Origin of the sequence: Streptosporangium minutum (assembly GCF_002149035.1) — a bacterium.
GTDB lineage: Bacteria > Actinomycetota > Actinomycetes > Streptosporangiales > Streptosporangiaceae > Streptosporangium > Streptosporangium minutum.
In genome coordinates, this window is sequence record NZ_NGFP01000273.1 from 1 (window position 1) to 12,184 (window position 12,184).

A 12,184-nucleotide genomic window follows, 5' to 3' on the forward strand; every position below is an offset into this window, starting at 1 on the left:
GGCCGGAACGGGGGAAGGGGTCGTGGGTCCCCCGGCCTGGCTGCCGGCCGTGCCCCCGCAGGCCGCCAGAAGCAGGGCCAGCGCCCCTAGACCCAGTGCGTGTCTTCCCATCGCTCTCCCTTTCGAGCAGGTCCCGGAGCCGGGGCCGTCGGACAAGAAGATCTACCATCCCACGGATGGCGGGCCGGCCGGTCAGCTCAGCGCGAGCTTGTACCCCTCGTGGGAGGCGACGAAGCCGAGGGAGTCGTAGAACCGGTGGGCGTCCTTGCGGGCCTTGTCGGTGGTGAGCTGGACCAGCGCGCAGCCGCGGGCCCGGCCCCGCTCGACCGCCCACTCCATCATCTGGCGGCCCAGACCCCGGCCGCGCAGGGCGGAGTCGATCCGGACCGCCTCGATCTGCATCCGCAGCGCTCCGCGCCGGGAGATGCCCGGGATGTAGGTGAGCTGCATGGTGCCCACGACCTCGCCGTCCAGCTCCGCCACGATCAGCTCGTTGTTGGGGTCGGCGTCGATGACCTCGAAGGCGGCGCGGTGCTCGTCTCCGTAGGCCCCCTGGCGGGCGGCGGCGATCGCGTCGTCGGCGATCATGGCCACGATCAGCGGGACGTCCTCGGCCCGAGCGGTACGGAAGTTCACTGACATGGCGGTCAACCTATCGGGGGGCAGGGCTCAGGGGCAGGTCAGGGTGTTCCTCCCTGCTGCCGTATCCGGAGAACGGCGGCCACTCCGGCTCCGTGCGCCGGGAAGTTCACCGGCGGGAGCGTCAAGCATCCTTACAGCGGGTTGGCCGCCTTGACACGGTGGAGGTGAACCACGATGTCGTACGCCTGGCCCAGGGCCGGCGGCGCCTTGAGCATGTCGGGGAGGTAGGTGGCCGGCACGGTGAACGTCGGGTGGGCGGTGCCGAGCCACTTCCGCGCAGTGGGTGGGCGTGACGCTCAAGGCCCGCGACAACCTGCTCCTCCGGTGTCTCCGACGCCAGCGCGGGGGCGGCCAGGGCGGGAGCGGTCAGGACGCCCAGGGCGACGGCCACCGACAGGCCGCGACGCAGGGAGTCTTCCTCATGGGCGTTCCTTCGGTCGGTGTGACCGGACGCTCATCAAACTAGGGATCGGCGCCGGACGTTTCGATCCGGCAGGCCGGTTCATCGTGGTGGCGCTGGCCCCCACTCCCCCTCCGGGGGACACCGTGCCGAGCGAGGCTCCCTGCGCCTTGGCTGCCCCCGGCACCCGGGTCACGCCACCAGCGCGAACGGCACCCCCGATACAACAGGTAAGGGACGGATCAGGGTTGCTCCCCGATGTGGACAAGGGACCCGAAGGGGCACTCTGAAGTCATGAACGACGAACTGACTCGACGTGACGAGATGTCCCTCGCCGGAGCGGCCCTGCGCGGTGCGCCGTGGAAGGCCGCCGCGGTGACCGGCGGCGCGGTCGCGGCCGCCAGTTTCGGCATGGGGGTGATCCTGCCCGGGGCCGCCGACCTGACGTGGGCCCTGTCGCTCGGCATCAGCCTGTTCACGCTGATCGCGGCGGTCGGCTCGATCGGCAAGCCCAAGGTCGCGGACCGGGTGACCCGGCAGGCCCGCCTCTGGGCCCTGCGCCACCCCTGGCGCTTCTCCCTCTACCCCGCGCTCGGCGCCGCCGCGCTCATGTACCCCGTGCAGCTCGTCGTCGACAACGAGGGTGTGTTCGGCGCGGCGCTGGACGCGCTCCAGGGCGGTGTCGCGGTGTATCTGATCACCGCTGTGCTGGCCCTCACCCTCAAGGGAAGAGGACAGTCCTCCCTGCCCCACGGCGGCTGATCAGGGTCGCCACCCCATACCCGCGGCGGCCGGTCGGTGTCACCGCCCCTGCCCTCGGCGGCTGGTCAGGGGCGCCGTCCCCCACCCGCGACAGCCGGTCAGGGGCGCCGTTCCGCCGCTCTCTTGAGGCCCTCCAGGGTCCGCCGCATGTTGGCCTCGTTGTGGGCGGCCCGGTCCCGGACGCCGGTGACGAGCCCGCCGACGACACGCATGAGGGGGCCGCGGGTGTCCCAGGTGCTCTGCTCCACGTGGCAGCCCGCCTCGGTGGGCGTGATGCCGAAGCGCCACAGGGCCACGTCGAGCAGGCCGGCGGCGCGGACGTGGTAGGCGAAGACCCGGCCGGGCTCGGCGGCGGTCACCGTGCAGAGCGTGGACCAGTGCCGCCACCCGTGACTGTTGCGCCCCCGGAACCGCGCCCCGGGCCGTGCCTCCGCGACCCGCCCGACCCACCTGGCCCCCCGGCACTCGACGTTCCACTCGCCCATGTCGGCTATGTCGGTGACCAGGCCGTAGACCACTGCGGGCGGTGCCGAGACGTGGATGCTCACGGACGCACTCGGGGGGCTCATGAGCGCAGCATGTCCGACAGAACATCCCTCCGGCAAGTGCTGCCGCGCCCTCTCGTACTCCGCCCGGCGGGCGCGGAACCCGTCATGGCCCTCGCGGGCTCAGTGGCCGCCGCCGGCGAGGTTGAGGCCGACGACGCCGGCGAGGATGAGGGCGATCGAGGCGATCTTGAGGAACGACACGTCGTCGCCGAGGAACAGCATGCCCAGGGAGGCGGTGCCGACCGCGCCGATGCCGGTCCAGACGGCGTAGGCCGTACCGACCTCAAGGCTCTTGAGGCCCATGGCGAGCAGGCCGAAACTGAGCACGGCGAAGACGACGAACCCGATGCTCGGCAGTGGCACGGAGAATCCGTGGCTCATCTTGAGCGAGTACGCCATCGCGACTTCGAACAGACCGGCGACGACGATGATGACCCAGGCCATGACGGCTCCCTTCAGAGGAGCGTCGTCTTTTCAGACCGGGTACGGCGCGTCTCGTCCGGGAGCCTCCCGTATGGGCGCTCTGTTATCGAAGCGTAGCAAATCTCATTCCGATTCCCACCAGAGCGTGAACCACCGATCACGTGGCACCGGCCACATGTCCAGTTCGACCGCCGCCGCGATGACCTCCTCGGTCCGGTCCCGGCCGAGACAGAGCCGGCGGCACGCGCTCTCGCCCAGTTCCTCCAGCGTGGTGAAGCGGGTCAGCGGGGCGAGGCGCCGCACCTGGCGGACCTCGTGGCCGAGTGCCTCGGCGACGGCGATCACGTCGTGGGCCGTGGGCCGTTCCGGGCGGACGAGGCCGTGGAAGTGCTCCCAGAGGGGGTTGAGCCAGCTCATCGGATGGCGTTCGGTGAGCTCCAGGACGACCCGGCGGCGGGCGTGGCCGGACAGCTCGGTGAGGAAGGCGGCCAGGTCGGGCACGTTGTAGACGACGTGGGCGGCGACCGCCACGTCCGCCACCGGGGTCTCGGCCGCGACGTCGGGCCACCGTCCCCGGATGATCCGGGTGGGAACGCCGAGCCCGTCCGCCCGGGAGGTCAGCTCGGCCAGCATCGCGGCGGAGGAGTCCACCGCGATCAGTTCTCCGATGCTCCCGGCCAGCGGCAGCGAGGCGGCCCCGGTGCCGGCGCCGACGTCCAGCACGCTCCCTCCTGCCGGAAGCGCCTCGGCGACCCGGGCCAGGGTCGGCCCCTCGGGGTCGGCGAGCGCGCGGTCGGTCCGCTCGGCGAACCGCGCCGGTGAGTGCTCCCAGGGGCTGGCCGGGGCCCGCGCCACGATCTCGTCGGGGATGCCCCATCGCGCGAGATCCGCGCGCCACTGCTCGTCCATGGGACGAGCTTAGGAAAGTCCGCGGGGCCGGTCGATCGACACGAGGAGATCGACACGAGGAGGGGGCGGGAGGGGAGCGTCACGTAACGCGGACCTTGCCACGGGGAGTGTGACAAACGTCCTATGAGTACGGTTTTCCAGGGGTTACTGGCGGGTAGCATTGTCGGTAAGGTTACTGACGAGTATGTCAGAGTCCCGGTTCCCCCGGTTTCAAGGAGCAGACCCCATGGGCCACTACAAGAGCAACATCCGTGACCTGGAGTTCAATCTCTTCGAGGTGTTCGGGCGCCGGGATGTCCTGGGCACCGGCCCCTACGCCGACCTCGACGAGGATGTCGTGCGGACCATTCTCGACGAGGTCAACCGCCTGGCCACGGGCGTGCTGGCCGACTCCTTCGAGGAGGGCGACCGCAACCCTCCGGTCTTCGACCCCGCCACCGGCACGGTGACGATGCCGGCGGGCTTCAAGAAGTCCTTCGCCGCCTACCGCGACGCCGGCTGGACCAACCTCGGCCTGCCCGCCGAGCTCAACGGCCCCGGCCTGCCCAACAGCGTGAACTGGGCGCTGGCCGAGATGATCCTCGGCGCGAACCCCGCGATCTGGATGTACGCCAGCGGCCCGGCCTTCGCCCACGTGATGCACGTGATCGGCACCGAGGCGCAGAAGCGCTACGCCGAGCTGGCCATCGAGAAGCAGTGGGGCGCCACCATGGTGCTCACCGAGCCCGACGCCGGTTCCGACGTGGGCGCCGGCCGCGCGAAGGCCATCCGGCAGGACGACGGCACCTGGCACATCGAGGGCGTCAAGCGCTTCATCACCAGCGCCGAGCACGACCTGGCCGACAACATCTTCCACCTGGTCCTGGCCCGTCCCGAGGGACATGGCGTGGGCACCAAGGGCCTGTCGATGTTCCTGGTCTCGAAGTACCACGTGGACCTGGAGACCGGTGAGGTCGGTGAGCGCAACGGCGTCTACGTCACCAACGTCGAGAAGAAGATGGGCCTGAAGGTCTCCACGACCTGCGAGCTCACCTTCGGCGAGAAGCACCCGGCCGTGGGCACGCTGATCGGCGAGGTACACGAGGGCATCAAGCAGATGTTCATGATCATCGAGCACGCCCGGATGATGGTGGGCACCAAGGCGATCGCCACGCTCTCCACCGGCTACCTGAACGCCCTGGAGTACGCCAAGGCCCGCGTGCAGGGCGCCGACCTCACCCAGATGGCCGACAAGTCGGCCCCGCGCGTGACCATCGCCCACCACCCGGACGTACGCCGCGAGCTCATGCTCCAGAAGTCGTACGCCGAGGGCATGCGGGCGCTGGTCCTGCTCACCGCCACCTACCAGGACGCGGTGCAGATCGCGGCCTTCGAGGGCCGCCGGGACGAGCACGCCGAGGCGATGAACGACCTGCTGCTCCCGCTGGTCAAGGGCGTCGGCTCCGAGCGCTCCTACGAGCTGCTGGCCCGCTCGCTGCAGACCCTGGGCGGCTCGGGCTACCTGCAGGACTACCCGATCGAGCAGTACATCCGGGATGCCAAGATCGACTCCCTCTACGAGGGCACGACGGCGATCCAGGGCCTGGACCTGTTCTTCCGCAAGGTCCTGCGCAACCAGGGCGTCGCCCTCGGCACGCTGTACGGCGACATCAAGGCCTTCGCCGCCTCCGAGGCCGGCAACGGCCGCCTCAAGGAGGAGCGCAAGCTCCTCGACGAGGCCGCGGACGAGGTCAAGGCCATGGCCGACACCCTGGCGGGCTGGGCCATCGGCTCGCTGGACGCGCCGAAGGAGGTCTACAAGGTCGGCCTCAACACCACCCGGTTCCTGCTCTCCCTGGGTGACCTGGTGATCGGCTGGCTGCTCCTGCGCCAGGCCGAGGTGGCGCTGACCGCGCTGGGCTCCTCCGACCGCGACACGGCCTTCTACACCGGCAAGGTCGCCGCGGCCTCGTTCTTCGCCCAGACCGTCCTGCCCCGCCTCGCCGCGGAGCGCCGCGTGCTGGCCGCCACCGACCAGAGCCTGATGGAGCTGCCCGAAGAGGCCTTCTGACCTTCTCCACCCGGCCACCCGCCCCCGCGGCAGGCGACACCGAGGGGCGCCCCTGTCTCACAGGGGCGCCCCTCGCCCGTTCTCCCCTGCGGGAGCCGTACGGGCCTCACGGCTCACGGGCGGGAGCCGGGCCGTACGGGCGCTCACGGCTCGGGAGGGCCGGACCGTACGGCCTCACGGCTCGCGGGGGAAGGCGCGCTCCGCTCAGGCGGCCGGGAGGGCGCCGAGGCGGCTCAGCAGCTCGCGGGCGAGCGGGACCCGCTTCTTGGTGTCCTCGTCGACGTTGACGTCGATGTTGAGCGCGAAGGTGTAGAGCCGGTCACCGCGCTCGATCCAGCCCACCCACCAGCCGACGTTCGGCTTGGTGGACCTCCCCCAGCCGGTCTTGGCGTACAGGGTGTAGCCGTCCTTCTCCTCGATCTTCAGCATCTCGCGCACCGTCCGCTGGTTGCTCTGGGAGGCCGGCAGCTGCCCGCGGGCCACCCGTGACAGGAAGCGGGTCTGCTCCGTCGCCGAGATCTTCAGCGGGCCCTCAAGCCAGAACTGGTCGACCACGGCGCCGATCTGGCGGTTGCCGTAGCCGAGCCGGTTCACCCACTGCTTCTCCCGCTTGACGCCGACCCGCCGGGCGATCGTCTGGAAGACGGGGACGTTGGACACCCGGATCGCGTCGCCCAGGTTCATGTCCTGCTCCCACTCCGGGAACGGCTGCGGCTTGCCGCCGTACGGGATCACCTCGTGCTCGTCCTTGACGGCACCGGTCTCCAGCGCGATCAGGGCGTGCGGGATCTTGAAGGTGGACGCGGGGATCAGCCGCTGCTCCGCCCTGCGCCGGTCGACCACCGTGGTCTGCCCGGTTCTCACATCCAGGAGGGCGAACGTGCCGCGCACCCCCGCCTCGCGGAACAGCGCCTGCAGATCGTCCCGGACGATCGTCCGCTGCTGGACCGCGGACTGCGCCGCCGCGGTCGCGGCGGTGGCGGTCCCGCCGCCGGAAGGGCCCGCGACGCCGTGGGCGGTCCCGCCGAACAGCGCGGACGCCGTCAGGACGGCGACGCCCAGCGTCGTGCGGACCCGGCGGCGGCGGGCAGGGTCGGAGGAATGCTGCATGCCAAGCTCCTTGCTCTCGATCTTCACCGGAAGAGCAGACCAGAGCGGGCAACGGCATGTCCAATATCGATATGGGAGGACAACATATATTCAAACGGATATCTCTGCTGGCCAGGGACACATTATCCGGGCACAGGAGAGCCGGATCGAGGTCCGGAACCAACCGGGACGTTGACATGCGAGAATGGTTATTCTCATAATGAGAATATTGTGGTGTGCGGAGGACATGCGATGGACGATTCCGAGTTCCTGGCCGGCTACGACCCCCGGGCCTTCCCGGCGGTCGCGGTGACGGTCGACGTGGTGGCGCTGACCATCCGCGAGGGCGCGTTGCACGTGCTGCTGGTCGAGCGGGGCGAGCAGCCCCACGCGGGGCGGTGGGCGCTGCCCGGGGGGTTCATCCGGCCGGACGAGGATCTGCCGGAGGCCGCGGTGCGGGAGCTGGCCGAGGAGACCGGCCTCGCCCCGCGCGTGCACATCGAGCAGCTCGCCAGCTACGGGGCCCCCGGGCGGGACCCCCGGATGCGGATCGTGTCGGTCTCCTACCTCGCCTTCGCCCCCCGTCTTCCCGATCCCCGCGCCGGTTCGGACGCGGCGGACGCCGCCTGGCGGCGGATCGACCGGCTGCCGGAGCTGGCGTTCGACCACGACCGCATCCTCGGAGAAGGACTGGAACGGGCGCGGGCCAAGCTGGAGTACACCCCGCTGGCCACCACGTTCGTGGACGAGACGTTCACGATCACCGAACTGCGCGGCGTCTACGAAACGGTCTGGGGCGTGCCGCTGCACGCGGGCAACTTCCACCGCAAGGTCCTGTCGGTGCCCGGATTCGTGGAGGGCACCGGGCAGACCACCGAGAGCGGCGGGGCCCGGGGCGGCCCCCGGGCCAGGCTCTACCGGGCCGGCGACGCGCGGCTCCTGCATCCCGCGCTGCTGCGGCCCGCCCGCGAGGAGGAGGCCGGATGACCACCACGGCCGAGGCGATCGCCCTGGTGTCCGCCGCCCGCACACCGGACGACCTGTTCGGCGGGGACGCGCCGCACCGGGCGTACCGGCGCCTGGCACGGTTGCTCCACCCCGACCTCGCGTCCGGACCGAACGCCTCCGCGGCCTTCGCCAGACTCTCGGAGCTGTGGGCGGCCCGGGGCCGGGAGGCCGAAACGGTGATCACCACCAGGCGGGGGACCCACCGGGTCGCGGGCGTGTTCCGGCGCGGCGCCACGGCCGTGCTGTACGGCTGCGACGACGACGCGCTGCTCAAGCTCCCGCGCAGTCACGCGGACAACGACCTGATGCGGCGCGAGGCGGAGGCGCTCGCGACGATCGCGCGGGAGGGCGATCCACTGCTCCTGCCGTACGTGCCCCGGCTGGTGGAGTCCTTCCGGCACCGCTCGGGCGGGGTCGAGCGGCAGGCCAACGTGATCAGCCGTGCGCCGGACGGCTTCATGAGCCTGACGGAGATCGCACGGCTGCGGCCGGTGCTCGACCCGAGGGACGTGGCGTGGATCTGGCGGCGGCTGCTGGTCGCGATCGGGATGGCCCACCGGGCGGGAGTGGTGCACGGCGCGGTGTTCGGGCACCACGTGCTGGTCCACCCGGTCGACCACGGCCTGGTGCTCGTCGACTGGAGCCAGTCGGTGCCGCTCGGCCGTCCGCTGACCGCCCTGGTGGCCCGGCACCGCGACGACTACCCGCCCGAGATCCTCGCCGGAGGACCGGCGACCCAGGCCGTCGACATCCGGCTCGCCACCCGCTGCGTCGCCGCTCTCATGGGCGACGACGTCCCCGCCCCGATCCGCCGCTTCGTCCGGGGAAGCCTGACGGGCCCGCCTGGCGACGCCTGGGGACTCCTCGGCGAGCTCGACGAGCTGCTCGACGACCTGTACGGCCCCAGGAAATACCGGCCCCTCCACCTGTGACCCCCACCCGCCGGCGCCCTTCCCTGCGGTTCCGACGGTCCCGGGAGGCCCCGGCGGATTCCATCAGATTCCGTCAGACAGGACGGAGCACGCCCGGAGGGGTTGACGCGGTCCATGGTTATTCTCATACTGAGATTGTCTCTACTTGAGAAGAACCTGTGAAGAACGACCCCGGGAGACCCCATGGGAAGCGGCATCTGGTCCACCGACGTGTACACCGCCGCCGCGGGCTACCGCGCCGCCAAGGGCGCCAGCGCCTTCGCCTACAGCGACAGCGGTGCGCGCGCCGTGCACGACGATCTCAACCCGTACGGCGTGGCCGCCCGGGAGAGTCGTGACTCCGACGAGCACCCCGAAACCGTGGCCGTCGCCGTCCTGTTCGACGTGACCGGCTCGATGGGCGGGGTGCCCCGCACGCTCCAGAGCAAGCTGCCCGACCTGCTCGGCCTGCTGCTCCGCAAGGGCTACGCGGCCGACCCGCAGATCCTCTTCGGCGCGATCGGCGACGCCACCTGCGACCGGGCCCCGCTGCAGATCGGCCAGTTCGAGTCCGACAACCGGATGGACGAGGACCTCGGCAAGATCCTGCTGGAGGGCGGAGGCGGCGGCCAGCGGACCGAGTCGTACGAGCTGGCGATGTACTTCATGGCCCGGCACACCTCGCTCGACTGCTTCGAGAAGCGCGGACGCCGGGGCTATCTGTTCATCATCGGCGACGAGCTGCCCTACCCCAAGGTCAAGCGCCGCGAGGTCGGCACGGTGATCGGCGACCGGCTCAGGCGCGACGTCACGACCGAGGAGATCGTCGCCGAGCTGACCAGGATGTACGACGTCTACTACATCCTCCCCGCGGGGACCAGCTACGCCGGAGACAGGCGCACGCTGGCCGCCTGGCGTGGACTGCTCGGCCAGAACGTGTTGGAGCTGGACGACCTGGACGCGGTCTGCGAGACGATCGCGCTGACGGTCGGCCTCGGCGAGGACGCCATCGACCTGGACCAGGGGCTGAACGATCTCGACGAGCTGGGCTCGACGGCGGGCGCCGCGGTGGGCAAGGCCCTGGCCAGGCTGGACCGGGGCGCGCTGGTGGTGGCCGACGGACTCGACCTCGGCGGCGACAGCGGCGTGATCCGGCTGTGAACGAGCACGTGATCGTGGCCGACCTCGGGTACGGCGACGCCGGGAAGGGCACGGTCGTGGACTGGCTCTGCGCCCAGGGTCCCGTCCAGGCGGTCGTCAGGTTCAACGGGGGCGGGCAGGCRGCCCACAACGTCGTCCTGCCCGACGGGCGGCACCACACGTTCGCCCAGTTCGGGTCGGGGACGCTCCGGGGGGTGCCGACCCACCTGTCCCGCTTCATGGTCGTGGACCCGCTCGCCCTGGCCTCGGAGGCCGCGCACCTGGGCGAGCTGGGCGTGCCCGACCCGTTCGGCCTGCTCACCGTGGATCGGGACGCCCTGCTCGCCACGCCGTACCACGTGGCGGCGGGGCGGGCACGGGAGCTGGCGCGCGGGGACGACCGGCACGGGTCGTGCGGGATGGGCATCGGCGAGACCATGGCCTACGCCCTGGACCATCCGGGCCTCGGCCCGACCGCCGGCGACTGCGAGAACCCGGCCCTGCTCGCGCGCAAGCTGTACACGCTCCGCGAGGAGCTGGGGGTGAGCGGGCCCGCGGTGGAGGACTGCGTCGCGGCCTACCGGGCGTTCGCCGAGCGGGTGATCCTCGTGGACTCCTCGTTCACGACCGCCCTGCTGCGCAGGCGTCCGGTGGTCTTCGAGGGGGCGCAGGGCGTGCTGCTCGACGAGTGGCACGGCTTCCACCCCTACACGACATGGAGCACGACGACCTTCGCCAACGCGCTGACCCTGCTCGACGGGGTGCCCGCCGTACGGCTGGGCGTGCTGCGCACCTACACCACCCGGCACGGGCCCGGCCCGCTGGTCACCGAGGACCCGACACTGGAGATCGACGAGGTCCACAACGCGGCGGGGCCGTGGCAGGGGCCCTTCCGGGCCGGTCACTTCGACGCGGTGGCCCACCGTTACGCGCTGGCGGTCACGGGTGGGGCCGACGCGCTCGCGCTCACCCACCTGGACGCGCCCGTGTCACGGATGTGCGTCTCCTACGACATCGGCGAGCTCGCGGCGGGGACGGCGGGCGACCTCGGCGGGCAGGCCGAGCTGACCCGACGGGTACTGAGGGCGCGCCCCCGCTACACCGACGGCATCGGCGCCGACGACTGGCCCGCGGCCGTCGCCGACGCGCTGGGGGTCCCGGTCTGGCTGGGATCGGCCGGGCCCACCGCCGCAGACAAGACGCGCCTGAGTAGTGTGATCACCCCCGAAAGGGTATGACCACCCACGTACGTTTCCTTTACCTGACCATTACTCGCGTCCGGAGGACCTGATGGGTGTCGGGGTAAGCATCTTCTTTCTCACGCTCGGCGCCATTCTCCGCTTCGCCATCGAACCCGACGTCCTGGGCGAGAACGTGCACATCGACGTCATCGGCCTGATCTTCATGATCGTCGGCGCAGTCGGGATCGTGTTGAGCGTCGTACTGGCCCCCAAGCGCGGGCAGACGTCGGAGGATCGCCTGATGCACCGCGAGAACAACCCGCCGGACGTCTAGAAGGCGTACCGCACGGCTAGAAGACGTACTGCACGGCCGCCCGGGAGGCCAGGATCGGCTTGATGTGCTCGGCGATCACGGCCTGGTGCGCCGGATGGTCACGGTAGACCAGGTAGTCGTCGAGGCTGTCGAAGTCCGCGACGACCGCGAACTCGTGGTTGCCCGGGTTCACGCCCGCGTCGGCGCCGACGGCGTAGGCGCGGATCTCCGTGATGATCTCCGGCAGCTTGCCGAGCTCGGTCGCGACCGCGGCCCTCTGCTCGTCGGTGACCCCTTCGGCCCAGGTGAAAAGCACGACATGCCGGAACATGATCTTCCCTTCATTCGAGTTCCCAGCCAGCGTACGGCCCCGCCCGCGGAGACCCGACGGCGGGGACTAAATCACCTTTAGCATGGGTAGAACTCTTTGTCCTGAAATGCACTGATATGGCAATTTATTTCTTATTTATACAGCTCTGTGGTGCTTTGCCAAAGCATAAGTGCTTTGCGGTGTCTTGATCGCTCCCCCTCCGGCAGTCTGTGGATTGTCCAGCAATCCATGAGGACGGATCCGTCTTCGCGTGAAACCCGGAGGAACGCATGAAAACCAAAACTGCTGCCTCGTTCATCGCGAGCATGATGGGCGCGGGGCTCTTCGCCGGAGCACTCGTAGCAGGCTCCGCACAGGCCTCGGTCAAGCCCGTGGCGTCGGCCCCGGCCGTCCAGACCGCCACCACGGCCGCGAACTTCGTCGCAGGCTGCGGTTGCTGGAGACGCCGTTGCTGCCGCTGCGGCGGCGGCTGTGGCT

The 12,184-nt window shown here is 70.5% G+C and carries 14 protein-coding genes and 1 riboswitch; of the genes, 8 read left to right on the forward strand and 6 right to left on the reverse strand.

All coding sequences use genetic code 11. The features are described from left to right. Nucleotides 1-192: 192 nt before the first annotated feature. Complete coding sequence (locus tag CA984_RS37330; protein ID WP_031157682.1) at nucleotides 193-642, reverse strand: GNAT family N-acetyltransferase; 450 nt, start codon at nucleotides 640-642, stop codon at nucleotides 193-195. Between the two features lie 694 nt (nucleotides 643-1,336). Here CA984_RS37330 and CA984_RS37335 point away from each other — a divergent pair. Continuing rightward, a complete protein-coding gene (locus CA984_RS37335) occupies nucleotides 1,337-1,804 on the forward strand; it encodes a hypothetical protein (RefSeq protein WP_086578113.1) in 468 nt (155 codons plus the stop codon). A gap of 98 nt (nucleotides 1,805-1,902) precedes the next feature. Here CA984_RS37335 and CA984_RS37340 read toward each other — a convergent pair whose 3' ends face one another. The 3 genes from CA984_RS37340 to CA984_RS37350 all read right to left on the reverse strand — a co-directional run bounded on the left by CA984_RS37340 (nucleotide 1,903) and on the right by CA984_RS37350 (nucleotide 3,684). Further along, entirely contained in the window at nucleotides 1,903-2,373 is a 471-nt protein-coding gene (locus tag CA984_RS37340; protein ID WP_086578114.1) for an SRPBCC family protein, read from the reverse strand. A 99-nt stretch (nucleotides 2,374-2,472) separates the two neighbouring features. Then, nucleotides 2,473-2,796: a DMT family transporter gene (locus CA984_RS37345; RefSeq protein WP_086578115.1), complete on the reverse strand. Its 324-nt coding sequence runs from the start codon at nucleotides 2,794-2,796 to the stop codon at nucleotides 2,473-2,475. A 16-nt stretch (nucleotides 2,797-2,812) separates the two neighbouring features. After that, a riboswitch (guanidine-III (ykkC-III) riboswitch) is annotated at nucleotides 2,813-2,877 on the reverse strand. Between the two features lie 21 nt (nucleotides 2,878-2,898). Beyond that, nucleotides 2,899-3,684: a class I SAM-dependent methyltransferase gene (locus tag CA984_RS37350; RefSeq protein WP_086578116.1), complete on the reverse strand. Its 786-nt coding sequence runs from the start codon at nucleotides 3,682-3,684 to the stop codon at nucleotides 2,899-2,901. Nucleotides 3,685-3,910: 226 nt separating this feature from the next. Between CA984_RS37350 and CA984_RS37355 the strand changes: the two genes are divergently transcribed. After that, the gene (locus CA984_RS37355; protein WP_086578117.1) at nucleotides 3,911-5,734 is read left to right on the forward strand and encodes an acyl-CoA dehydrogenase; all 1,824 of its coding nucleotides are present in this window, start codon (nucleotides 3,911-3,913) and stop codon (nucleotides 5,732-5,734) included. 204 nt (nucleotides 5,735-5,938) lie between these two features. On the opposite strand, the gene blaOXA is transcribed toward CA984_RS37355, so the two are convergent. Beyond that, entirely contained in the window at nucleotides 5,939-6,844 is a 906-nt protein-coding gene (gene blaOXA / locus CA984_RS37360) for a class D beta-lactamase (RefSeq protein ID WP_086578118.1), read from the reverse strand. 231 nt (nucleotides 6,845-7,075) lie between these two features. Between blaOXA and CA984_RS37365 the strand changes: the two genes are divergently transcribed. From CA984_RS37365 to CA984_RS37385, 5 genes are all read left to right on the forward strand, one after another. Next, on the forward strand, nucleotides 7,076-7,810 hold the full coding sequence (locus tag CA984_RS37365) for an NUDIX hydrolase (protein WP_086578119.1): 735 nt from the start codon (nucleotides 7,076-7,078) through the stop codon (nucleotides 7,808-7,810). After that, the gene (locus tag CA984_RS37370) at nucleotides 7,807-8,763 is read left to right on the forward strand and encodes a lipopolysaccharide kinase InaA family protein (protein ID WP_086578120.1); all 957 of its coding nucleotides are present in this window, start codon (nucleotides 7,807-7,809) and stop codon (nucleotides 8,761-8,763) included. The genes CA984_RS37365 and CA984_RS37370 overlap by 4 nt, the downstream gene beginning before the upstream one ends. Before the next feature lie 183 nt (nucleotides 8,764-8,946). Continuing rightward, a complete protein-coding gene (locus tag CA984_RS37375; RefSeq protein ID WP_086578121.1) occupies nucleotides 8,947-9,903 on the forward strand; it encodes a hypothetical protein in 957 nt (318 codons plus the stop codon). Then, nucleotides 9,900-11,120, forward strand: coding sequence for an adenylosuccinate synthetase (locus tag CA984_RS37380; protein ID WP_086578122.1), 1,221 nt, complete (start codon nucleotides 9,900-9,902; stop codon nucleotides 11,118-11,120). The genes CA984_RS37375 and CA984_RS37380 overlap by 4 nt, the downstream gene beginning before the upstream one ends. A gap of 52 nt (nucleotides 11,121-11,172) precedes the next feature. Further along, the gene (locus CA984_RS37385; RefSeq protein ID WP_031157702.1) at nucleotides 11,173-11,397 is read left to right on the forward strand and encodes a DUF6458 family protein; all 225 of its coding nucleotides are present in this window, start codon (nucleotides 11,173-11,175) and stop codon (nucleotides 11,395-11,397) included. 16 nt (nucleotides 11,398-11,413) lie between these two features. Here the strand turns inward: CA984_RS37385 and CA984_RS37390 are convergent, their stop codons facing one another. Next, entirely contained in the window at nucleotides 11,414-11,707 is a 294-nt protein-coding gene (locus CA984_RS37390; protein WP_086578123.1) for a Dabb family protein, read from the reverse strand. 269 nt (nucleotides 11,708-11,976) lie between these two features. Here CA984_RS37390 and CA984_RS47445 point away from each other — a divergent pair. Next, on the forward strand, nucleotides 11,977-12,184 hold a 208-nt coding region (locus CA984_RS47445), incomplete at its 3' end, for a hypothetical protein (protein ID WP_207621183.1).